Source organism: Bradyrhizobium sp. USDA 4452, assembly GCF_054063575.1.
On the sequence record NZ_JBSSGK010000002.1, the window covers coordinates 26,685 to 47,199 of the forward strand.

Consider the following 20,515-nt stretch of genomic DNA (forward strand, 5'->3'; position numbering starts at 1 on the left):
AGTATTTTGTCTCTGAATCTTCGGTATCTTCGGTCTCTCGGCTGTTGACGGCGAAGCGCGCAGGCACATGCACCATGCTGTCTTGGCGCGGCAATTGTCGTCATCAGGTTCTCGACAGCTTCCCCATTTAACAAAACATACAGGGCTGGTCGCCTTGCAAAAACATCGGCTGCCGATGCTCACGGTGCGCGCCTGTCGAGGGCCGTAAAGGGTGGTTTGTTGCTGATTCCCAGCATGTCAGATCGAAGCCCATGTTCATATTTTGAAGGTGAGAACGGATGGATTTCCCCTCGACCAAGTCGGTGCATGAACAATCGGACAGCACGGGCCCGCAAGAGAGCTCACCCGCGGCTCCGTCCGCAGCCGCGGCGACCTTTGAGCGGCAATTGAGCGAGATCGCCAACTCAGATGGAGGTGGTGGAGCAATGCCGGCCGCCTCGGCGCTGCAGTCGGCTCAGTCAACTTGGGTTTTGATAGGACGGCAGGGCAAGCATCTCCTTTATTCCGAGGACGCTCGCCTTATTTCGGGGCTTGAGAAGGCCCTTATCGGCAACCCCACCCACCGCAACGCTGGGGACTATCTAACTTCACTTCGCAGCTTTGGCGGCTGGCTCTTCGCAAATAACAAAACGAGCATTGTTGCTCGGCTCAACGACCCGTCGCTGACCCATGATGCACGCGAGTTCGAAAAGAGGCGTCCCTCGAATATCCTTGCGGCATTGAACCATCTCCGGACCTTCCAGTCGACGGGCGGAGTGACGGTCACAGCCCGCACTGAGCTAAATCCTCACCCTCAGGACGCGGATCTCATCAACGAGTACAGAAAAAGAAACAGCGACAAGTACCGGCAGGATGTATGCAACTGCTCTTCGCAGTTTCGGTCACTACCTGCGTGAAAACAACAAGAAGGGCATTGCTACTCGGCTTTCCGGCGGGGCGTTGGATGAAGATGTCAATAGCTATAAGAAGGGCGCCGGTGCTGATTCGAGGATCGGTGCCGCTCTGGCTCAACTCCGAAAATCGCAGGCCGGCGCTAAGGCGATGGAGCCCGAGCGCCATTTTGATCCCAAAGACGCGGCCCTGATGGAGTCGATGCAGGTCGGCGACGCCGCTGCGCAGCACAGTGCGTCGCAGCAAGCTGGCAGTTGGTCAGAGGAATTGAACCATCTCCGGACCTTCCAGTCGACGGGCGGAGTGACGGTCACAGCCCGCACTGAGCTAAATCCTCACCCTCAGGACGCGGATCTCATCAACGAGTACAAAAAAGAAACAGCGACAAGTACCGGCCGGATGTATGCAACTGCTCTTCGCAGTTTCGGTCACTACCTGCGTGAAAACAACAAGAAGGGCATTGCTACTCGGCTTTCCGGCGGGGCGTTGGATGAAGATGTCAATAGCTATAAGAAGGGCGCCGGTGCTGATTCGAGGATCGGTGCCGCTCTGGCTCAACTCCGAAAATCGCAGGCCGGCGCTAAGGCGATGGAGCCCGAGCGCCATTTTGATCCCAAAGACGCGGCCCTGATGGAGTCGATGCAGGTCGGCGACGCCGCTGCGCAGCACAGTGCGTCGCAGCAAGCTGGCAGTTGGTCAGAGGAATTGAACCATCTCCGGACCTTCCAGTCGACGGGCGGAGTGACGGTCACAGCCCGCACTGAGCTAAATCCTCACCCTCAGGACGCGGATCTCATCAACGAGTACAAAAAAGAAACAGCGACAAGTACCGGCCGGATGTATGCAACTGCTCTTCGCAGTTTCGGTCACTACCTGCGTGAAAATAACAAGAAGGGCATTGCTACTCGGCTTTCCGGCGGGGCGTTGGATGAAAGATATCAATAGCTATAAGAAGGGCGCCGGTGCTGATTCGAGGATCGGTGCCGCTCTGGCTCAACTCCGAAAATCGCAGGCCGGCGCTAACGCGATGGAGCTCGAGCGGCATATTGATCCCAAAGACGCGGCCCTGATGGAGTCGATGCAGGTCGGCGACGCCGCTGCGCAGCACAGTGCGTCGCAGCAAGCTGGCAGTTGGCCAGAGGAATTTCTTCCTGCGGAAGGCCACGATCAGGATTTGGGCCGGATGGACGAACCCGGCCCGTCGTCGTCGGCGCCGCAGCCGGCTCAGTCAACTGGGATTTTGAGAGGGCGGAGGAAGCCTCTTTATTCCGAGGATGCTCCCCTTATTTCGGGGCTTGAGGAGGCCCTCCGCAGTGGCAACGCCGCCGAACGCACCGCCAAAGACCTTGTAGGCCCGCTTCGCGCCTTTGGCCGCTGGCTCTTGGCAAATAACAAAACGAGCATTGTTGATCGGCTCGAAAAAGAGTCGCTGGACCGATGATGCGCGTGAGTTCATCGAAAAGGGTAAGGGCAGTCGCCTCCTTATTAGGTCAATAGGTCTTCTCCGGACCTTTCAGTCGACGGGCGGAGTGACGGTCACAGCCACCACTGAGCTAAATCCTTACCTCCAGGACGCGGCTCTCATCATAGAGTACCAAAACGAAGCAGCGACAAGTACCGGCGGTGTGTATGCGACTGCTCTTCGCAGTTTCGGTCACCACCTGCGTGAAAATAACAAGAAGGGCATTGCTACTCGGCTTTCCGGCGGGGCGTTGGATGAAGATGTCGAGGCCTATAAAAAGGACTTCGGTGGCATCCGGACGATCGATGCCGCATTAGGTCAACTCCGAAAATCACAGGCGGGCGCTAAAGCGATGGAGCGCGAGCGCTATATTTCCCCCGGTCCTGATCCCGAAGGCGCGGCACTGATGGAGCCGAGGCGGGCCGGCGACGCCGCAGCGCAGCACAGCTCGCAGGAAGTTGGCAGTTGGCCTAGAGAAACTGCTTCCTGCGGAACGCCACGAGCAGGATTTGGTTTTGGGGCTGATGGACGAACCCGGCCCGTCGTCATCTCTCGAGCCAGTCGCGCGGCACGACCAGGCATCGGATCCCGGAGATTCCATTCGTCCCCTGAACTGGCGCCGGGACGGCCAGCAGTTCTCGGAAGAGCCGATGGCTGCACTTGCCAGGAGCAACCTCCCGCCAAGCGAGGAGATCCTCATCAACGATGAACAGGATGCAGCTGAGTTAAGGCCAGCGAAGAGGCCGAGGACCCTAGACAATCCGCAAGGCCTTGCTATTGAGCGGCTGCTGAGCGAGATCGCCGCGACCCCGGCCCCCACCCATCAACAGGGTGCATCGCCATGGCATGCGCAGCCGATGATGCAGGCGAGCGGGCACGAAGATGCAACGGCGCCGCATGCGGCCGCGACGTACGTCGCGGGCGCCGCCGCGCAGCACAGCGCGCCGCAGGGAGCTGTCAGTCGGCCATTGGTCCTCCCGGAAGGTTACGATCGGGATCTGCGTTTGATGGGGAAAGACGGCCCATCGTGGCCCGAGGTTCCCCCTGGGCAGGCGCAGGACATAGTCCAAGCTGGACGGCAGCAACCTGCGTGGTCCGCCTCAACCTGGTCGCCGCAGATGCCGCTCGACTTTGATTGGAGTATGTGGCCGACGCTGGAAGCAGCGCCGGCGCCGGCTGCCAGGGCTCGCTCAGGCACCTACGGCGGTCTTGAGTCATTGGTGCATCTGGATGCGCCCACGCCGTCCGAATTGCGCGACGATGCTCACTTTGCGGCGGCGCCTTTTGCCAGGGCTCGCTCAGACGCCTACCGCGGTTTTCCATTGGTCGATCTGACTGCGCCCACGCCGTCCGAATCACGTGACGATGCTAATTCTGTACGCCCGTTTCCGAGCACCTCCGCTAATGCTCAGATCGGGGCTTTAGATCCGACAGTCTCGTCTCACGGCCACGGGCTGGTGCTCGATGACACAGAATGGCTGGGCGACCAGCATATCGACAGGGATTACGGGCTCCAGGAGCAGGATTTGCAGAGGAACGATCCGGATCTCGCCGCCCGGACGCGGTTCGTGAATCCCCTCATCGCCCTAAATTATCTGCGCTCTAACGACGATGGCGTCGTGCTAACCGAGTTCCAGCGCATCGTCTATGACGATAATGGTAATGATACAGCCGACTTCCTGTTCCTGCCCGTGATTAATGGCAATCCTGAAGATCCTAATAGCCGCGGCAACCATTGGTCGCTGCTGTTCGTAGATCGCAGCGACCGGTGGCGGCCGGTCGCCTATCACTACGATTCCTACGGCGGACTCAACAACAGAGATGCAGCACATCTCGCAAGAAGGCTGAACCTCCCCCTGGAGCTAGCCGACATGGCCCAGCAGCAGAACACTTATGATTGCGGCGTCTTTGTCGTGGACGGCACGCGGGAGCTGGTTAGGCAATTGGCGCAAGGATGGGAGCCAGACCAGCTGAACCTTAGCAACGTCGTTGCCAATCGGCAGGCGCTGCAGAACCGACTCAGGGGTTGATGTCGCCGTGGGCGGATAGCTCAGGCTGGAGCGGCTCACGCCGACGGCCTGGGCCTCGGGCACGAAGGACCGGAATCAGGCCGCAGCCCAGCAACACAGCCCGGCGCAGCCATCCGACGAGCGCTGTCTGGGGAAGCGCGGCGACTACAACGAAGAACGCTCCCATGGGGCAATCGGACTCCTTCCATACTTCACTTGATCTGCTTTCCGGTTTCCTCGGCCACTTTGAGCGACAGGTCGGCGATCCGACGACTACCCTCCAGAGCAATTTCCACAGACTCCCGCACAATATCACTTTGTGCGGCTACAAATTCCTGAGGGGTCCGCGAGGTCCACAGCTCGCTGATGTAGTCCATGTTCTTCCCGACTTGATGCCGAACCATCTGGCTGTACTCTTCAGAAATTCCATTCATCACTTTGGCAGCAGCATTACTGGTGGAAAGGATCTTTTGCGCATTGCGCGCCGACCGTTCCGTTGCCTTTTTTGCCTGTTGCACCCCTTCTCCTGAGACGCCGAGCGTGCGTCCAAGTTGCTCGGTAGAGCGTCCCACGGCTAAGGTCGTCGCTTCCAGGCCGATCCGCCATGCGTTCTGCACCGTCTCGAGGTTCTGCTTAAGAAAGTCGGAAGTTGATCGGGCCGTTTCTTCTCCGGCTTGAGCGGCACCTTGTCCAACATGCGCGGTCTGATCAGCTGCAGCTTGTCCGGTACGGCTGGTCTGCTCGGCAGCCCGCTCGCCGGCACGGCGAGCTGCATCATCTGCTCCTGGTGTAGACTTGTCGTCCTGGCGTAAGTTTGCCATGCTTGTTCTCCATTTTCTGCGAGTTCCTGACTTGCTTAGCACCGTCAATTGCACTTTTCAGGTCCTTCTGGCCTTATGTTCAGGACAGGTTTCTTCCAAAACGGCTCTACTTGCTTAGCTGGGAACTGAGAACAGCGAACCTACTACTAGTTCTAGCAGTACAGTGATTATGGCTTTGGAAGTGGTCGGTTAGACGCGGCCCTAACCCGGTCGCGGCCACCACCACAAGATCGTCGCCGGGATGCACCCCGTCGATTTCGACCACCAGAAGGTCGAGCGCGGACAGATCCGCAGCCATGAAGTCGGCCAGCCGCGCCGATGCGCGTTGGCAATGTCGTCCATCTGTTCGGCAGCCAGCCGAGATTTCGGTAGCGCGAAGTGCTCGCCGGCCGCGGTCCGCCGCGCCCAGGCTTCGTGGCCCAGGTGAGGAGAGCCCACCGCACGAAGGGGGGCCGCTCAAGCCAACGGATCGTGAAGAGCATCTTCACGTGTAATAGGCCGCCGCTTTGTCGTGGTCGATCAGCGTGGCGATCGTCGTGGTCATTCCCACCCGTAGGCCGCGGCTCAAGAATGACCCCATGCTCATTGACGAGCGGCCTGAATGAGCGTTCGATGAAGACCTCAGCTCCTCCAAGGCTGAGAAACCCCAACCACCCCACGACGGCGAGATCTCACCCCATGGCCCCCAGCCCGAGGTCTCGCTGCCGCGCGCCGGCCGCGGCGGTGACTGGTCTGTTATTCCAGGGCGAAGCCCTCGCTACCCATGCGGCAATTCAGGTCGGCTGTCCCACGTCCCAGGACACGGGACAAATCCCCTTTTGCCAGTGCGGCGGTGGCCGTGGGGCCCCAAAACAGGGGGGTCTTTTGGAAGGGCATACCGCTTTTCGCGGCCTCGGATTTGTGGTAATGCAAACGCCCCCCAAAACCCAGGGAAGGCCCAGGAAGGGCCGCCCGTTTCACCCCTCGGAACCTACATAGGCGGGCCGCAGAGCCTCCCACGGCCCTGGATTTCAAAGCTCAGGCCCAAGTTTCATATCATCGCCCAGTCGATTGGGGGAAATGGCCTTTTAGCGGTGCGAAGTTGATGGGTATTGGCCAACCCAGTCCCCATGTCCAATAAAAAATTAGACTTTGGTAGGGGTATCGATTCGAGCGCTGGGAAACCTCAAGTCAATTAGACTCAAGTCTAATATTTGTTCTCGTTTCGATCTCGTTTCCCTTGGTTCCCAAGCGAGGCGTTTTCCTGAATTGGAATCATCGTTTGCATACCTGCTAACGCATTGATTTACTTACGTTTTCTTTGCTCGATTTCGTTTCGAGGGAATGCAAAGCCCGATTTTTCGACTTGCAAGCTATTGATTTTGCAGCGTTTTTTCTTTGCTTCTAAACTCAAGTCTCGTTGCCTATGGTGATTTTGTGCCCGCATATAGCGGGAGAGGCAAGCGGGCTTTCCCGCGCGTTTTTCCACCTCGCGAATGACCTTCGCAGAGAACGGGAGAGCCATGCCAAAACCTCGGATTTTTCCGGATGGTCTGGAAAAGACGGGGGCGAAACGAGAAAGGCGAAACTCAAATGGCTACCGCTACCGATACCCGCGCCGCTACCGCGCAAGAGATGGCCGAAACCAACGTGTTGCAGTCCGCAACCGAAAAGTATGCCGATACGATCCAGACTCGTGCGGCGGACCTTGCGATTAAGTCGCTTGGCGCGGCCGAGTCGTCGACCTACAACGCCGTGACCATGCTGGCGCTGAACCTTTGCGGCGAGCAAATCCGCGCCGTTCTGACGGATAACAACTATGATCCGCAGAAAGATGCATGGATTTTCACCCGCGACATTTTGGTTCCGGTCGCCAAGGCTGGCAAGATGATTTGGCGCGGTACCGAGTCCCATGCGGCGGCGATCATGTCCGCTACCGCCAGCTTTGACCGGCTTTCGGGCGATGCTTTGAAGGCGGCCGAAAGCGAGCGGAACAAGCTGGCGTCGGAATACGTCAAGCTGAAGCATACCGGCGCAACCGGTAGCAACGGCAAGCCGGTCAACGTCAAGCTTATCGACTCGCTGCAAACGCTCCGGACCTACGGAACGCGCCTTGCCTCTTTCATGCGCCTGAACCACGCGCCGGTCATTCTGGAATGTGCCCGCGCCGCGTCGGTCGAGTCGGCCGAAACCATGTGGAACGCCAAGGTCGGCGAATTGCTTTCCGGGCAGTGGGGTATCATGCAATCCCGCTTGGCCGAATGGCACGACATGGCCAAGGCGGACAAGGCGGACAAGGGCGGCGCGGAAGGCGCGGAAGCCAAGGCGGAAGCCAAAGCCCCCGAGTCGGCGGAAGCGGAAGCCCCCGCGCCGTTGACCGAAAGCGAGAAACTGGCGGCGATCATGGCTGCAGTGGATACGCTTTCGATCGATGCACTGATGACGCTGCAGGCGCACATTAACGCCAAGGTCGGCGCGTCGGTTTCGGCGGAAGCCCCCACGGCGGAAAACGTCATCCTGCTTTTGCCCCCGCCCGCTCCGCAAGCCCCCGCGGACGAAACTCCGGCGGAAGCCCCCAAGGCGGACGAAACGGCGGAAGCCCCCGCCCGCAAGTCCCGGAAGCGCAAGGCGGCCTAAGCCCCCGCCAATCGCCCCCGCAAATCGCAAGGTTCCCGGCCTCACCGCCGGGGGCCTTTTTTTGTGCCGTCCACGGAGTGTGAGCATGCCCCGGAAAAATCGTGCATTCGCCAATGCGAAAACGCCCCCCCGCCCCCTGTCTGACGCGGACTGGCTGGCTTCAAATTTTCCGGGTGGTCGGGAAATGCTCATCACGCCCAAGAGCGGCGAAGAGAGCCGGACCACACTGGCTGAGACCCGCCTCATGATCCCGGAAGCGGACGTCAGCCCCGACACGCTCGCCGGCATGCACAGGATCGAGCTGGCCCGCCGTACATGGGCCGATACCCACTTCGAGGCCAAAGAGCCCCACCTGCGTTACACGCCATTCACTGGCCCCCGCTTCCAGCCTCCGACGCCCGGCTATGCCCGTCGCAAGGCCCGCTTCGCTCAGCGCTGAACGCGCCCCACACCGGAGACCACGCCATGCTGACCGCTCGTCAGACCGGATACCTGCGCTCGCTCGTGACTGCGACCATCCAGAAAGCGGACGCGAGCCAGCCTCGAGTTTTTCCTGACCCTCGGGAAAAACCCGCCTCCCGCCCCACGGTCACACAGGCTAAGCCCCGGGAGAGCGTGCCCCGCTTCATCGTTCAAACGTTCCGGTCAGGCCGGTCCGAGTGCGAACCCTTCGGCGATCTGCACTTCGCCCAACGCCACGCCTCGCTGAACGCCCCCGCAACCGTCTGGTCCGCCGATCGCGTGACCATCAAGGACGGCACCGTCCACCACCCCGTGAGCGAGAAGCCCCTCGCCAGGTACGCCTGAGGATCCGCCATGAAGCGCATACTGAACGCCCGCGTGGATCTCGCCACGGGCGCCCTGATCCTGATGGCCTTCGCCTTCGCCGGCCTGATGATGGGGTCGCTGCACCCCTGAATATTCAACATCTAGTGGGTGGACCCCTGAAAATGGGGTCTCAACCCCCTGATTTGCGGACTGAGGCACCGATTTTGGCATGTACGGCACTAGATTTAGTGTCAGATAGGGCTGGAAATCGCGAAAATGCAAATGTGCTTTTATGTGCAGGGTAAGGTCGACGCGGCCAACTTCTGCGGTTTGCAGGCCATTTGCATCCGAAAGTCGAGAATCTGCGTCTGACCGGTGAGATCGATGAGGCCAGGTACAGTGCCTCTCCCTCCCTCTCTCATCCCTGCATCTCTCCCTGCCTGTAGGTCACTGGCTTGGGATTGAGCTGCTCCGGCGGCCCTCGATGGGCGGCCCCGATTTCGTTCGTCGTCGTCTTGGGAAGTGCCTGTCTCGCAGGGCTTTCCGCCCCATCTCCATCACCGGAGGAACCGATGCGTGCTCGTCTCGATGCGCTGTACCGTGCCTACTCGGGCAGGTCCGGCATCACCCCCGTCCAGTCGGCAATACTGGCTGAGGCGGCCTGTGTCCTCTCTCAGAGAGGAGCCTCTGTCCCCGTGCTCATGGGCACGATCGAGGAGCTGGAGGCGGCCTTCGAATATACCCCGGGCCGTCCGGTTATTGTCGCTCGGCCCATTTTCTCGGGAATTATTCTCGAATTTCCGGGGCGGTGAATCTGCCCTCGGAACCCCCTCCTTATCTCATACGAATTTGCTCGAATTAGGGCGCATTTGCACTTGCATTTGCGTTTGCATTCGTGCATTGACCGCGCACCAACGGAGCCACCCCATGCGCATGTTCACCTGCAAGCTTCTCGGTTTCACTGACTGCATCGGCGCGCCGATCGAGCGGATACCCCTGTCCGGCGTCGTCAAAGCCCGCGTCGAGATGGGCGAGGACCACGACGAGCGCGGCGGCGCCAAGGGGGAAGTGACCATCACCTCCGCGCTCCGCTCGATCGACTTCGAGCGCCGGCTGATCGTCACCCAGAACAACGTCTACCAGTTCTGAGGCCAGGCGATGCGCGGTCAATCCTACGCCCGATACAACGCTCTCAGCTGGGCCACCGGCAAGAGCGCGGCCGAGATCGGCGCCGAGATCGAGGCGGCCGAGCACAAGGCCCTGACCCACACGTTCCAATGGAACGAGGTCGGCAATGCGTCGGACTGCTGGACCCGCGCCGACGCCCTCCGCGAGCTGCTGTCGTCCCCCACGAGCACCTGACAGGACATCCCATGCCCCACGTTTTCACCAACACACCCACCGCTCAGGAAGTGTTCGACGTTGCCTGTGCGTTCTTCGCCGCGTCCCCCGGTCCGTCGACCGGCCTTGACGACATGTGCATGTACCGCGACCCGACCGGTCGCTGCTGCATCGCCGGCAACTTCATCCCGGACGACAGGTACGATCCGCGGATGGACGACATGTCCGAGATGCCGGACTACAAGCCCAACTCTGGCGGCAACGCGCTCAACAATCTGATCGAGCATTTCGGTCAGGTCGTGCCACCGTGGTTCAAGGAGCATCAGCGGCTGCTCACCCGCCTCCAGAGCGTTCACGACGAGCGCGACAACTGGTTTCATCGTGGCTGGGATTACGACCGGCTCGCCGATCACCTGAAGGGCGTCGCCAGCCTCTTCAAGCTGGACGTGTCGGCGATCGAGCAGGTCGCGACGCGCGGCCGGATACCGGCTGGTTGGCAATCGGTGGAGGCGTGAATGTCAGCGCCAGCACCGGGCGACCGCGTCGCATATGCCGCAGCCTTCCTGAAGAACACCGGCCAGTTCACCGGGTCCGGCCCGCAGCGGCGCGGCACGTTCGTGAAGGTCTGGGAGAGCAACCCGGACTTCGGCCGCGTCAAATGGGATGACTTCGAGGCAAACGCCCCTGCCCTCGCCCTGCATTGGGGCGAGGACTACGTCGCCGACGCCCGCGAGCACGGCCAGCTCGTCCACATCAAGAACATCGCGAAGGTCGGGTCCGCCCGCTTCGCTCTGACCTGTGCGGGAGCGTGACATGCAGACCCGGTTCTTCGAAGCGACCGTCCGCGCGACCACCGCCGGTCACGGCAAATCCACGGTCGACCTCAACTTCAGGACGGCCCCGACCATCACCCGGGACGATCTGCACGTCCTGATCTCCGATCTCCTGCTGCTGGCTCACAACATGGCCAGGGATGAGGTGCGCCAATGTCAGTGATCCGCCGCGTCCCTCGTCCCGTCCCCACGCTGTTCGTCATCCGCCGCGATGGCGTCATCGAGTCGGTCGGCATGCGGTCCATGCGGATCGCCCGCGCCGCCGCTCGCAGTTTCAACGATGCCCGCGCCTGCCGTGCGGCATTTGCCAAATGGGTCTGAGATGAAGTGCCTGAAACACATCCTTTCGGATGAGGTGGTCCGCGTCACGGACAAGGAGGCGCAAGCCCTGCGTGACGCGGACCCGCTGGAGCCGAAGTGCTGGCAGTACTGCCCGAAGCACGAGTGGAAAGCCACGGGAGCAAGCCGATGAAGTTCCCCGAAGGCTTCCGGCCGGCGTCCCAGGCAACGATCGACCGCGTCAACAATCCCGACACGTTCGTCGTCGTGTGGTGGAACGGCATCCCGGCCGACAACAGCGGCAAGCGCGAGGTGCTGTACCTGACCGATCGGTTCAACCCGATGGGCACGGCCAACACCTGGGACATCTGGCGCAGCAACGCCAAGCAGTACGCCACCGAGCGCGAGGCCGAGCTGGCCCGCGTCGAGATCATCATCCCGCACATTCGGGATCAGGCCCGAGTGTACCCCAACTGCGAAGCGCACGTCCGAACGGGCGGCATTCCCGGCAAGGAGCTGACATGAAGCGCACCAAGAAGCAGCAGGCGCTCGACGACGCCCGCATCCAACGTGCCGTCACCGGCATGGTCATCCCGATGATGTCGATCCCGGCGCTCCACAGGCACGCCGAAGGTCTGATCGCCAAGGGCGTCGACGACGCCGCGCTGGCGGCCGGCGTCCGCAAGTTCATGGGAGCGAGCTGTGACTGACACCGCGAACGGCGCCGTCCGCAAATCGGCCAAGGTCACGCACGTCTCGATGACCGAGGCCTACACCGACACTTACGCATTCGAGGCGGACGCCCGTAAGGCGTTCGAGGAGTGCAGGAAGTCTGACGTCATCGTCTTCGCCTCCCTGCACATCAGGGACGGCCGGGTCTATCGGCTGATCGCCACATACGAGAACACCGACAGCCTCGATCTGGAAATGGGAAGGTTCGGCGGAGCATGAAGTTCGAGAAGGATGATTGGGTGCGCTCTGCCCGCGTCGGCGCGAAAGGGTCGTTCGTCGGGCAGGTCAAGGAAGTCCTCGACGGCGACGAGTACGTGGTCCGCGATGACGACCGCAAGCGCTGGCTGCGCAAGGGCAGTGAGCTGATCCGGGCCAATCCGAAGGCCGACAATGACAATGAGCGTGCGGACCAGCGTGCCCGCATGCAGCACTGGAGGCTCTGATGCGGCTGATCTACGAACCGACCGGCCAGGAACTGAAGCCCGGTGACAAGGTCCCGACCTTCCGCAAGGAGATGGTCACCGTCCAGTCGTTCAACGAGCGCCGCGTCTACTGCAAAGACGATCGGGGCAACGTGAACGAGTGGTTTCACAGCGTCATCCATAGCCGTGTGGTGGACCCATGACCGAGAAGCAGCGCAAGCGCCGCCGCATGGCGCTGATCCGCATCCTGTCGGACATGTCCCGCAACGGCTGGGCCAATGCCCGCTTCGAGGACTACCACCCGCTCGAAACCGAGCTGGCGCAGCTGGAGGCAAGCCATGGACGATCGTGAAGAGCTGAAGTTCAGAGATTTTCAGGCTCGCATCCGTGCAGCCGAGCGCCGTCACTGCGAAGCCGATCTCTACTGGCGGACCAACCGCTGGGCGATCGACGGACGCGGCATCAATCCTCGCTGGGCGAACACCAGCGAGTCCTGAGGTCCCTGTGTGTGGTTGAAGTGGGTCTGCACACAAAGGCAAGGGAAAATCCCGCAGGACGAGGCGAGTAGCGGTTTCATCCCGTCTCGCATTTTCAAACGGCCTAGCTTCGGCGTTTCGTCCGCGCCTGGCGATGATGGCCACCCATGACCATGATGAGTTTGCGGCCCGGAGAAATGGGTACCCGCTCATAGGTGGCGAGGCCGGCGATGAGAAGTTTGCGGCCCGGAGAAATGGGTACCCGCTCATAGGTTGCTTGCGGCCCGGAGAAATGGGTACCCGCTCATAGGTTGCTGCGACCCAAACGCAGTGGCGAGGCCGGCGCAATCCGGCCATTCAATTTCACCGGAGTTCGAGACATGAAGAAGCGAAAGACGCAGAGCCGACGCTCGCCGATCGCTCGTGATCTGCGGACGCCGAAGTACAAGGCCCGCGTTGTGCCCAACAAGAAGCGCAAGGCGAAGGTCCCGAGTTACAGCAACGACGACGGGGCACGGCCATGAAGTAAGCGACCCCCACTGTGACCCCGAACGATAGTGACTGAGCTTTTTGGACCGGTGAAGCCGCGAGCGACCGGACGCACAGCCCGACCAGCGGCGGGCAAACCAATCCGCTGGTGCAATTCGATGCCCTCGCAGTGTAGCGCCTGCCTTGCGCGATACGGCACGCCGCACGTGCGGACACTGTGAGGCCTGCTGCTCCCCGAAGGATGCAGCGTGGTTGGAGGGAAACCTGCTCGGTCGATGCCGTGTCCCCCCGCGGCTATAGGGCGGAGTGGTGGAGAGAGCACTCGCGAACCACACCAATTCGAAGCCGAGTTTTTCCTGACACTCAGGAAAAGCGGAGCCGTGTCCAACCGATTGTTTGAATGCAAAGGAGACGAAATGGCGACGACAAGACAACAGACGAACACCGCGTTCGTCCGATCGCTGATGGAGCACAGCAAGTACGGCGCCCTCGCCCAGCTGTTCGTGCTCGATGCGCTCGACAAGTGGTCGGAGCTGGTCGCGAAGGCCGAGCCGGCTGCGGTCAATACGCCGCTGATCAACGGCCACGCATGGGTCGGCGTCGCGACGGAGATCCAGGAAAAGCTGAAAGCGAGGATGGGCTGATGGCTGACCTCGAAGGCGACACCTACTCCGCCGAGATCGCGTTCATGGGCCCACCCGACCAGCTGGTCTGCTGTTGCAGCAGCTGTGACTGGTCCGGCACCGCGATCGAGTGCGCCGAGATCGACGACTGCAGCCTGACACCGGGCGATGCATCGCCGTGCGGACGCTGCCCCGAATGCGACTCGCTGGCCTACCTCGACGGTCCGCTCGATCGAGCGAAGGACCGGGTCGAGCGGCTGCTCAAGATCGTTCGCGCTTTCGTCAACCCCGTCGAGGTGATGCACGGCATCCCCGTGCGCCTCGACCTCAATGCCCTCAAGGGCGACGCAGTCAAGCTGCTGGAGGAGATCGACAATGGCTAGGAAGAAGAAAGAGCCCGAGACCTACACCGCCTTGCAGGTGGAGGCGGCCCTCTGCGTGTGGGAATGCCTCAACGAGTGGACGCTCGGCACCGAGGCGCAGGTCGCGAAGCTCGAAAAGGCAGCCAAGAAGGACCCGCATTCCACGGCCGCGATCCGCGTGGAATGGATCGAGATGCGGGAGCAGTGCGGCTCGGCCGAGATGCGCTCGCAGTCGATCGTTCTCGGCCTGTGGTGTCTCGAGATTTACGACATCCTCACCGCGAACGACGAGGAGTTCTTCAGCTACTGGTCATACGACTGGGAGGTGATCCCGGCGATGCTGAAGCACGCTGTCTGCAAGGACGGCAAGGCTTCGATGTATCGCGGCGACTACATCTACACCGGCGGCGGGCTGATCGACGCTCACAGCGCGGCCCAGCTGGTGGCGCAGGAGTTCGCCTGGCTGCGGTACGAGGATGACTGCAAGAGTCAGGCCCGCCAGCAGTGGGCTTACGAGGAGCTGGTCACCGACGACCGCAAGAGCCGCGACGATCCCAGCGATAGCCGGATGCTCTCCGCCTTCGAGCAAGGCGAGGCGCCGCCGGCATTCGTGAAGTGGCTCGGCGAGAAGTACGACCTGACTCCAGCTGGTCCGGGCTTCCGATGAACCCGTTCGATTACTACGACGCCGGACTCCAAGCCGGCCTCGAAGGGAACGATGCATGCCCGCATCTTCCCTTCACCTTTCAGTGGCTGTGGTGGCAGACCGGACAATTCGTCGGCCATCACACGCTCTGCACGCAGCTTGAGGCGATCGTCGCCCACTTCCCGCAGGACTGATCATGCAACCGCTGTTCACCCATGACATCCGACATGTGATCCAGTCGATGCACGGCATCCGTCGCAGTCAGGTCGTCGCCGCACTCAAGGGCCTCGACCTGATCGAGAAGGTCCACCGCATCCATCAGGCGGCGATCGATGCCGGCTGGTCGCTCGACGATGACGAGTGGTGGTGGCGACCGCTGCGGAAGGGCGACAAGCACTTCGACGAATGCCACTTCGGCTTCACCACCGAGCACGACGAAAGCGACTCGGACGACGAACCATCGAACTGCGTGTTCGTCCGCTGTCCGACCTACGCCCTCGCCTACGACCGTGGCGAGATCACCCCCTATGCGAAGAGCCATCTCGCTTTCCGCAAGATCAAATTCGAGGACTGAGATGACCCAGTACGAGCGCTGCGAATGCCCCAAGTCGTCGCCGTGGGGCGCCATCCAGGACAAGCGCGAGCTGGCGCCTGGCATCTGGTCCGTCTCGACCGCAGGTCACGGCGGCATCAAGCTGTCCCGCGAGCGCAATGCGGCGGTCCCGAAGTACATGCGAGCCGAGGCCGGCTGGTACGAGGAGGACTGTCAGTGGTCGATCGCCGCCATGATTCACCCGATCGCCTTCCAGCGCATCATCAAGATCGAGGGCAAGCCTGACCGGAGCGAATACGACATCGCCGTCGAGACGTTCCGCCACTGGCACCCCGATCAGTACGAGCAGTTCTTCGGCGTCAAGCTGGAGAAGGGCCAGTCCCTGATCCGCGACGAGAAGCTGTTCGAGATCGAGAACCGCGAAAAGTTCATCGTCACCGCCGCGTGGGGCGATTGGGCGCACTGGGTGCCGAAGGGCAAGGTCGGCGTCGTCGCCAAATGCCAGCACGTCGAGAAGTGGTTCCTTATCGATCACGATAGGTACCAGAAGCGCGGACGCCACGGACACGTCATCGACGCGACCATCGACACCGAAATCGCCAAACCCGAGAGGCCATAATGAACGACCATCAGGCAATGCTTGCCATCCAGGAACAGATGGATGGCGTGGAGTGGGACAGCGACACACTGTCCGCGATCGGCGACATCATGATCAACGCCGGCTATCGCATCCGCGATATGAACGACGTCGATCTCGAAGCTCGCACCATCCTCGAGTCGCTGCCGAAGGCGCAGCTCGACAAGGCGTGGATGCTGGCGATCGGCAGTGCGGACGAGCTGGGTGATCTGGTCACCTGGATCGACGAGCACCCGTCCGACGAGGAGTTGGACGAGGAAGGCATCCCGGTCACCAACCGCGCCCGCCTCGACACCTGGCTGCAGGGCATCGCCGAGCACCAGGAGCAGGACGCCTATCCCTGCTACGTGCCGGTCCCGCTCGAACTGGTCGGCATCCTCAACATGCTGATCGAGGACTGGTCCGAGGTCGAGAACGCTCACGGCGAGACGTTCACCACCATGCTGACGTCGTCGGAGGGCTAAGATGGCACGCGAATACGTTTCGCCGAGCGGATCGGCCATCATCGGCACGCTGGAGCGGCTGACCGGCCGCTGCGGGATCAGCGGCATTGAGGATGACGGAACGCCCGTCCACGACAGCGACGGCACCGTGATCTTCTATGACGATCAGGTCACCGCCACCAAGGACGGAAAGACCGTCTTCCTCGACGACAACGGCGCCGAGTGGACGTTCGACCAGCTCACCCCCGTCGACGACGAGGATGACGACGATGCGTGAGTTCATCAGCGGCTTCACCAGCGGCGGGTCATTCGACCGCGATCCGAACGACCGCGTCATCGTCTACCTGATCGGTCCGAAGGGCGGCACGCGCTGCTGTGAGGTTCTGGACACCGTCCAGGCCCGCAAGCTTCGGGATGATCTCGACCTGGCGCTGCTGAAGATCCGCGATGCCGAGGTGCGACGGGAGGAAGCCAATGGGCGTTAAGGTCAAGATCACCTACCGCGACCAGTCCGGCGGCGAGCACGAGCGCATCTTCCAGGGCGACGAGATGGGCGATGGCGGCTGTTATGCGGCCATCCAGTTCCTGGAAGACCTCACCGTGAGCGGCCCGGTCCAACTGGTCGACGTGCTCACGATCGATAGCGGCGAGCACTTCGACGACGAAGTCCCGGAGGGCGAGTGATGGTCACAACAGCGAAATGCACCCTGTGCGCCAAGGTGGAGTCGCCCGGCTTCTACACGGGATGCATGGTCAAGGACGGCCATGTCACCGACTGGAACTGCGACGGCGACGGCAACCTGACATGGAAGCTGGACGCGCCGGAGGAAGACAACAGCATGAACGAGTATCCCGAGCCCGTGTACGAGGCGGAGGATATCGGCTGCGACTGCAACGACGCCGGCATCGAGTCTGAGTGGGAATGGACGCCCGATCAGAACGCCTATGTCTGCAACGGTTGCGGAGAGGTTCAGTGAACCGGCTCGCCATCCGGGTGCAGCATCACCCCAACGGAACGCCGACGATTGCCGGCGTCCCGACCAGATACATGCGGGATGTCTTCACCCTCGCATCAAACCGGCTGTACGAGATCGAGAAGCAGTACAAGGCCAAGCCGGCCGATCCCGACCTCAACGACCCCTGGCTGGCGATGATGCGTCCCATCGTCGATATCCTGGCCACCACCCCACCCTACCGCCACGGCTATGAAGACGTGCCGGTGACCCAGCTCGACAAGTCCGGCCGCTTCTGCCGGTTCCGGGCTGTTCGTCAACAGCGAGAGTCCCGCCTCCGAGTCGCTGAGGTGATGGACATGATCCTCGCCTCCTACAAGCAGCGACGACGACCATAACCGACAAGGAACTACGACTATGAAACTGCGCGCAATTGCAGCGCTGGCGGTAACGCTGGCGCTTGCCTTCTCTTCTCCCGCCAAGGCCGAAAACGTCGACGCGGATTTCGTCGCCCTGGCAACGATCTCCTACGCTGTCCTGCAGAAGTGCTCGTCGAGCTACGAGTTCATCGACGGAGGCGCACGGCGCGCCGCTGATCGGATGGGCGCCGACTTCGAAACCTACGCTCCTGCCACCATGAACGCGATCTTCGTCATCATGGACATGGAGTACGACCGCACGAAGCTGATCCCGTCCGTAACGCAGCGGGTCCGCTCACACCTCGAAGAGCTGCTGGTCGAGATCAAAAAGGGCGACCGCGTCTTCTGCAAAAAGTACGGCGCCGTGATGGTCAACATCGGCTTCATGAGGAAGATCAATTGAGGCTCCAGGCGGACCCGCGCGAGTTCCTCAGCGTTCGAAACCTGGGGCTCGCGCTCCTCCTGGCCGCAGCGTTCGCTGTCGTTCTGGGTGGACTCGTGAAATAGCACTTGCTTGAATGCAAATGCTATGCAATCCTGATGCAAATGAAGGGAACTGCAAATGGCCTACCAACTAAGGCTCGGAGAGATGATCGAGGCGATGTATCGCGCCAAGATGCCCGACGAGGTCAAAGCCTACACCGATCAGCTCGAAAAGATCGGAACCGAGATGTCGAAGGCGCTGGCCGCCAAGATCGGCGTCAAGGGCGGCGAGGTGACCTACGGCGCCGGCATGTTCGCGGCACCGTTCTGGCCCGCGACCGATCGCCAGCCGCTCCCCGAGGAGCTGGAAGACCTCGACTGCGAAGACTGCTGGGGAGAAGACTGATGTTCGCCATCGGTCTGCCTCCGGGCAAGCGCCTGCCGTTCGGCACGGTCGTCGTCCACACCGTCACCTTCAACCACACGCATCGGGACCGTGCCGGCTTCACCTGGGTGGAGCCGATCACTCTCGACATTCACATGCTTGGCCTGCTCCCGATCATGAGCCGACCCTGCAACGACAATGAGGAAGCCGCCTGATGGGCCTGCCAGAACTAGCGCTTACGGACCACGATGCCGCTGTTCAGGCGCTTCTCCCGGATGGCTCTGACCCTGTCCAGCATGGCGTCATGCGAGATGAAGCTGATGTTGGCCTTCTCGGCCGCGATCCGGAATGCCTGGACGGCGAAGTCCGGCGTCACGTCGAACCAGTCCCCGACCAGGCGGCGGTTCGCCTTGTCGAACATGGCGGCGGCATCGTTGAAGATCCGGACGGCGAACGCCTCGTTCGTGGTCCAGATCGCATGATGGACCTTCAGCGGCTCCCAGCTGCCGGGCTGCAGGCACTCGATCCGCTTCTTGAGGTTGGTCGAGGCGCCGAGCCGTAGCGGCCGACCCCCGAGGGGGCCGGCTGCATAGACGCAGGCGAACTGAAGTTCATCGAAGATAGCGCGTTCCGGCTTCGTTTGGAGCCAAGGTAACCCATAGACCAATTCAGTTTTCTGCATGCCTCCCTATACCTGAACGTTTGCTTAAATGCAAATTTGCACTTGCAATTAATGCAAACGACGGTCTATAGGCGCGCAGCGAAACACCCCGTCAATCCAAGCGCGGGCCGCCGTCACTGACGGGGTGACCTCAACCAGTCGGCCGCAATCACCAAAGGAGAACTGCAAATGGACCCCACCATGGGCCAAACGTCCACCTACGGTCTCGTCCTCGCGAACGAGCAGCAGCCGACCAACCTGTTGCCCGCTCCAACCGAGACGGCATCCGTCGTCAGCATGTCCGGCTACCTCAACCGAGCCGACTTGCAGGCTGACCAGGCTGCCGGCACGGAAGCCTCGGGCCTGACCACCGAGATCGACAACGGCGCCCTGCTCGCCGCCGCTATCGGTTCGCCGATCGCCGAGACCTCGGAAGTCTTCGCTGCTGACACCTCGACCGAGGAAGTCTTCGCCGCCATCACGGCCGAAGAGCCGGTTGTCGAAGCGCTGCCGGCGCCGGAAGCCCCGCCCTCGCCGCCGAAGTATCCGGTCGGCAAGGTCGACTTCAACAAGCCGTTCGAGATCTTCCGGACCGACGACAATCAGGACTTCCTCACGGAGGTCGTGATCCTCTCGGTGCTGGCCGATGCCACGCATCCGGTCGTGATCGCCGGCTACCACGACAGCGAGGGTGAGCGCGTCGTCCTCCAGTTCGACCTGGACGGCGATGACATCCGCGGCGACTGGGTCTTCGAGAACATCTCGACCGAACCGCAGACGAAGTTCGTTCGCCTGTTCATCGACGAGGATCGGGCCCTCTCTGTCGACGAGACGCTCTACGACACCCAGTTCGCAGCCGATCGAGCGAGCAACCACGCCTACGATGACGTGTTCGGCGTGTTCCCGATCACCATCCCGCCGCGCGTCTCGGCCAGCGCCGTCGTCGAGTCGACAGTCGTCGAGGGCGACGGCTCGGACTTCAACGAGGAAGAAGAGCACGACGAGGGTGGTGACGAGTCCGGCGACGAGGTCGTGGCCGAGGTCGTCGAGGCTGCTCCGCCGCATCCGGATGCGAAGTGGGTGAACGGACGCCTGATCGCCCCGGGTCAGACCGTGTCGGCCTATCGCCAGCGCTTCGGCACCCGCCAGGTCGAGGTCATCAAGACCCGCGATCACGCCTACCAGACGCTGTTCGTCAAGCCGCATGACGGGACCAACCCGTACTGGGCTCTGAACAAGAACATCCGCTGATCCCAACCACTGCCCGTCCT

The 20,515-nt window shown here is 61.6% G+C and carries 36 protein-coding genes and 1 pseudogene; 35 read left to right on the top strand and 2 right to left on the bottom strand.

Annotation, left to right across the window (positions count from 1 at the left end; all coding sequences use genetic code 11):
* The first annotated feature begins 278 nt into the window (after positions 1-278).
* Positions 279-4,383 (top strand): annotated as a pseudogene (locus ACVISU_RS41280) (Ulp1 family isopeptidase).
* 191 nt (positions 4,384-4,574) lie between these two features.
* Here the strand turns inward: ACVISU_RS41280 and ACVISU_RS41285 are convergent.
* A complete protein-coding gene (locus ACVISU_RS41285; RefSeq protein ID WP_028344174.1) occupies positions 4,575-5,183 on the bottom strand; it encodes a phasin family protein in 609 nt (202 codons plus the stop codon).
* Positions 5,184-6,755: 1,572 nt separating this feature from the next.
* Between ACVISU_RS41285 and ACVISU_RS41290 the strand changes: the two genes are divergently transcribed.
* The 33 genes from ACVISU_RS41290 to ACVISU_RS41450 all read left to right on the top strand — a co-directional run bounded on the left by ACVISU_RS41290 (position 6,756) and on the right by ACVISU_RS41450 (position 18,798).
* Entirely contained in the window at positions 6,756-7,799 is a 1,044-nt protein-coding gene (locus tag ACVISU_RS41290; RefSeq protein ID WP_194483159.1) for a hypothetical protein, read from the top strand.
* Positions 7,800-7,983: 184 nt separating this feature from the next.
* The gene (locus ACVISU_RS41295) at positions 7,984-8,238 is read left to right on the top strand and encodes a hypothetical protein (protein ID WP_456711014.1); all 255 of its coding nucleotides are present in this window, start codon (positions 7,984-7,986) and stop codon (positions 8,236-8,238) included.
* Between the two features lie 26 nt (positions 8,239-8,264).
* On the top strand, positions 8,265-8,606 hold the full coding sequence (locus ACVISU_RS41300) for a hypothetical protein (RefSeq protein ID WP_194483161.1): 342 nt from the start codon (positions 8,265-8,267) through the stop codon (positions 8,604-8,606).
* A 533-nt stretch (positions 8,607-9,139) separates the two neighbouring features.
* Entirely contained in the window at positions 9,140-9,379 is a 240-nt protein-coding gene (locus tag ACVISU_RS41305; protein ID WP_194483162.1) for a hypothetical protein, read from the top strand.
* 115 nt (positions 9,380-9,494) lie between these two features.
* Positions 9,495-9,716 carry a hypothetical protein gene (locus ACVISU_RS41310; protein ID WP_194483163.1) on the top strand — a complete coding sequence of 74 codons (222 nt, stop codon included), beginning with the start codon at positions 9,495-9,497 and terminating at the stop codon, positions 9,714-9,716.
* Between the two features lie 9 nt (positions 9,717-9,725).
* Positions 9,726-9,929, top strand: a complete 204-nt coding sequence (locus ACVISU_RS41315; RefSeq protein WP_028344181.1) for a hypothetical protein — start codon at positions 9,726-9,728, stop codon at positions 9,927-9,929.
* A gap of 11 nt (positions 9,930-9,940) precedes the next feature.
* Entirely contained in the window at positions 9,941-10,423 is a 483-nt protein-coding gene (locus tag ACVISU_RS41320; protein ID WP_194483164.1) for a hypothetical protein, read from the top strand.
* Entirely contained in the window at positions 10,424-10,720 is a 297-nt protein-coding gene (locus ACVISU_RS41325; RefSeq protein ID WP_194483165.1) for a hypothetical protein, read from the top strand.
* A 1-nt stretch (position 10,721) separates the two neighbouring features.
* Positions 10,722-10,904: a hypothetical protein gene (locus ACVISU_RS41330; protein ID WP_028344184.1), complete on the top strand. Its 183-nt coding sequence runs from the start codon at positions 10,722-10,724 to the stop codon at positions 10,902-10,904.
* On the top strand, positions 10,895-11,062 hold the full coding sequence (locus ACVISU_RS41335) for a hypothetical protein (protein WP_194483166.1): 168 nt from the start codon (positions 10,895-10,897) through the stop codon (positions 11,060-11,062). The genes ACVISU_RS41330 and ACVISU_RS41335 overlap by 10 nt, the downstream gene beginning before the upstream one ends.
* 96 nt (positions 11,063-11,158) lie before the next feature.
* Positions 11,159-11,545 (top strand): hypothetical protein, encoded by a 387-nt coding sequence (locus ACVISU_RS41340; protein ID WP_456711015.1) that lies wholly within the window; start codon positions 11,159-11,161, stop codon positions 11,543-11,545.
* A complete protein-coding gene (locus ACVISU_RS41345; protein WP_028344186.1) occupies positions 11,542-11,730 on the top strand; it encodes a hypothetical protein in 189 nt (62 codons plus the stop codon). Before ACVISU_RS41340 ends, ACVISU_RS41345 begins: the two co-directional genes overlap by 4 nt.
* Positions 11,723-11,971 (top strand): hypothetical protein, encoded by a 249-nt coding sequence (locus ACVISU_RS41350; protein ID WP_194483168.1) that lies wholly within the window; start codon positions 11,723-11,725, stop codon positions 11,969-11,971. The genes ACVISU_RS41345 and ACVISU_RS41350 overlap by 8 nt, the downstream gene beginning before the upstream one ends.
* Positions 11,968-12,195, top strand: a complete 228-nt coding sequence (locus ACVISU_RS41355; protein WP_194483169.1) for a hypothetical protein — start codon at positions 11,968-11,970, stop codon at positions 12,193-12,195. The genes ACVISU_RS41350 and ACVISU_RS41355 overlap by 4 nt, the downstream gene beginning before the upstream one ends.
* Positions 12,195-12,377 (top strand): hypothetical protein, encoded by a 183-nt coding sequence (locus ACVISU_RS41360; protein WP_194483170.1) that lies wholly within the window; start codon positions 12,195-12,197, stop codon positions 12,375-12,377. The genes ACVISU_RS41355 and ACVISU_RS41360 overlap by 1 nt, the downstream gene beginning before the upstream one ends.
* Positions 12,374-12,526, top strand: coding sequence for a hypothetical protein (locus ACVISU_RS41365; RefSeq protein WP_194483171.1), 153 nt, complete (start codon positions 12,374-12,376; stop codon positions 12,524-12,526). Before ACVISU_RS41360 ends, ACVISU_RS41365 begins: the two co-directional genes overlap by 4 nt.
* The gene (locus ACVISU_RS41370; RefSeq protein ID WP_194483172.1) at positions 12,513-12,671 is read left to right on the top strand and encodes a hypothetical protein; all 159 of its coding nucleotides are present in this window, start codon (positions 12,513-12,515) and stop codon (positions 12,669-12,671) included. Before ACVISU_RS41365 ends, ACVISU_RS41370 begins: the two co-directional genes overlap by 14 nt.
* A 359-nt stretch (positions 12,672-13,030) precedes the next feature.
* The gene (locus tag ACVISU_RS41375) at positions 13,031-13,174 is read left to right on the top strand and encodes a hypothetical protein (RefSeq protein WP_194483173.1); all 144 of its coding nucleotides are present in this window, start codon (positions 13,031-13,033) and stop codon (positions 13,172-13,174) included.
* 381 nt (positions 13,175-13,555) lie between these two features.
* Positions 13,556-13,783, top strand: coding sequence for a hypothetical protein (locus ACVISU_RS41380; RefSeq protein ID WP_194483174.1), 228 nt, complete (start codon positions 13,556-13,558; stop codon positions 13,781-13,783).
* Complete coding sequence (locus tag ACVISU_RS41385; protein ID WP_194483175.1) at positions 13,783-14,145, top strand: hypothetical protein; 363 nt, start codon at positions 13,783-13,785, stop codon at positions 14,143-14,145. The genes ACVISU_RS41380 and ACVISU_RS41385 overlap by 1 nt, the downstream gene beginning before the upstream one ends.
* Positions 14,138-14,791 carry a hypothetical protein gene (locus tag ACVISU_RS41390; protein ID WP_194483176.1) on the top strand — a complete coding sequence of 218 codons (654 nt, stop codon included), beginning with the start codon at positions 14,138-14,140 and terminating at the stop codon, positions 14,789-14,791. The genes ACVISU_RS41385 and ACVISU_RS41390 overlap by 8 nt, the downstream gene beginning before the upstream one ends.
* Positions 14,788-14,964 carry a hypothetical protein gene (locus ACVISU_RS41395; RefSeq protein ID WP_194483177.1) on the top strand — a complete coding sequence of 59 codons (177 nt, stop codon included), beginning with the start codon at positions 14,788-14,790 and terminating at the stop codon, positions 14,962-14,964. Before ACVISU_RS41390 ends, ACVISU_RS41395 begins: the two co-directional genes overlap by 4 nt.
* A 2-nt stretch (positions 14,965-14,966) precedes the next feature.
* A complete protein-coding gene (locus ACVISU_RS41400) occupies positions 14,967-15,344 on the top strand; it encodes a hypothetical protein (RefSeq protein WP_194483178.1) in 378 nt (125 codons plus the stop codon).
* Between the two features lies 1 nt (position 15,345).
* A complete protein-coding gene (locus ACVISU_RS41405; protein WP_028344194.1) occupies positions 15,346-15,942 on the top strand; it encodes a DUF7007 domain-containing protein in 597 nt (198 codons plus the stop codon).
* Positions 15,942-16,424 (top strand): hypothetical protein, encoded by a 483-nt coding sequence (locus ACVISU_RS41410; RefSeq protein ID WP_194483179.1) that lies wholly within the window; start codon positions 15,942-15,944, stop codon positions 16,422-16,424. The genes ACVISU_RS41405 and ACVISU_RS41410 overlap by 1 nt, the downstream gene beginning before the upstream one ends.
* A 1-nt stretch (position 16,425) precedes the next feature.
* The gene (locus ACVISU_RS41415) at positions 16,426-16,680 is read left to right on the top strand and encodes a hypothetical protein (RefSeq protein ID WP_194483180.1); all 255 of its coding nucleotides are present in this window, start codon (positions 16,426-16,428) and stop codon (positions 16,678-16,680) included.
* The gene (locus tag ACVISU_RS41420; RefSeq protein ID WP_194483181.1) at positions 16,673-16,888 is read left to right on the top strand and encodes a hypothetical protein; all 216 of its coding nucleotides are present in this window, start codon (positions 16,673-16,675) and stop codon (positions 16,886-16,888) included. The genes ACVISU_RS41415 and ACVISU_RS41420 overlap by 8 nt, the downstream gene beginning before the upstream one ends.
* Complete coding sequence (locus ACVISU_RS41425; RefSeq protein WP_194483182.1) at positions 16,878-17,087, top strand: NADPH-dependent FMN reductase family protein; 210 nt, start codon at positions 16,878-16,880, stop codon at positions 17,085-17,087. The genes ACVISU_RS41420 and ACVISU_RS41425 overlap by 11 nt, the downstream gene beginning before the upstream one ends.
* Positions 17,087-17,380 (top strand): hypothetical protein, encoded by a 294-nt coding sequence (locus tag ACVISU_RS41430; protein ID WP_194483183.1) that lies wholly within the window; start codon positions 17,087-17,089, stop codon positions 17,378-17,380. Before ACVISU_RS41425 ends, ACVISU_RS41430 begins: the two co-directional genes overlap by 1 nt.
* Positions 17,377-17,754, top strand: a complete 378-nt coding sequence (locus ACVISU_RS41435) for a hypothetical protein (RefSeq protein WP_194483184.1) — start codon at positions 17,377-17,379, stop codon at positions 17,752-17,754. The genes ACVISU_RS41430 and ACVISU_RS41435 overlap by 4 nt, the downstream gene beginning before the upstream one ends.
* A gap of 19 nt (positions 17,755-17,773) precedes the next feature.
* Entirely contained in the window at positions 17,774-18,178 is a 405-nt protein-coding gene (locus ACVISU_RS41440) for a hypothetical protein (RefSeq protein WP_194483185.1), read from the top strand.
* 159 nt (positions 18,179-18,337) lie between these two features.
* Positions 18,338-18,604: a hypothetical protein gene (locus tag ACVISU_RS41445; RefSeq protein ID WP_194483186.1), complete on the top strand. Its 267-nt coding sequence runs from the start codon at positions 18,338-18,340 to the stop codon at positions 18,602-18,604.
* Positions 18,604-18,798 carry a hypothetical protein gene (locus ACVISU_RS41450; protein WP_194483187.1) on the top strand — a complete coding sequence of 65 codons (195 nt, stop codon included), beginning with the start codon at positions 18,604-18,606 and terminating at the stop codon, positions 18,796-18,798. Before ACVISU_RS41445 ends, ACVISU_RS41450 begins: the two co-directional genes overlap by 1 nt.
* A 14-nt stretch (positions 18,799-18,812) precedes the next feature.
* Here the strand turns inward: ACVISU_RS41450 and ACVISU_RS41455 are convergent, their stop codons facing one another.
* Positions 18,813-19,265 (bottom strand): hypothetical protein, encoded by a 453-nt coding sequence (locus tag ACVISU_RS41455; protein ID WP_194483188.1) that lies wholly within the window; start codon positions 19,263-19,265, stop codon positions 18,813-18,815.
* 168 nt (positions 19,266-19,433) lie between these two features.
* On the opposite strand from ACVISU_RS41455, the gene ACVISU_RS41460 reads away from it, so the two are divergent.
* Positions 19,434-20,495: a hypothetical protein gene (locus tag ACVISU_RS41460; RefSeq protein WP_194483189.1), complete on the top strand. Its 1,062-nt coding sequence runs from the start codon at positions 19,434-19,436 to the stop codon at positions 20,493-20,495.
* Positions 20,496-20,515 lie beyond the last annotated feature (20 nt).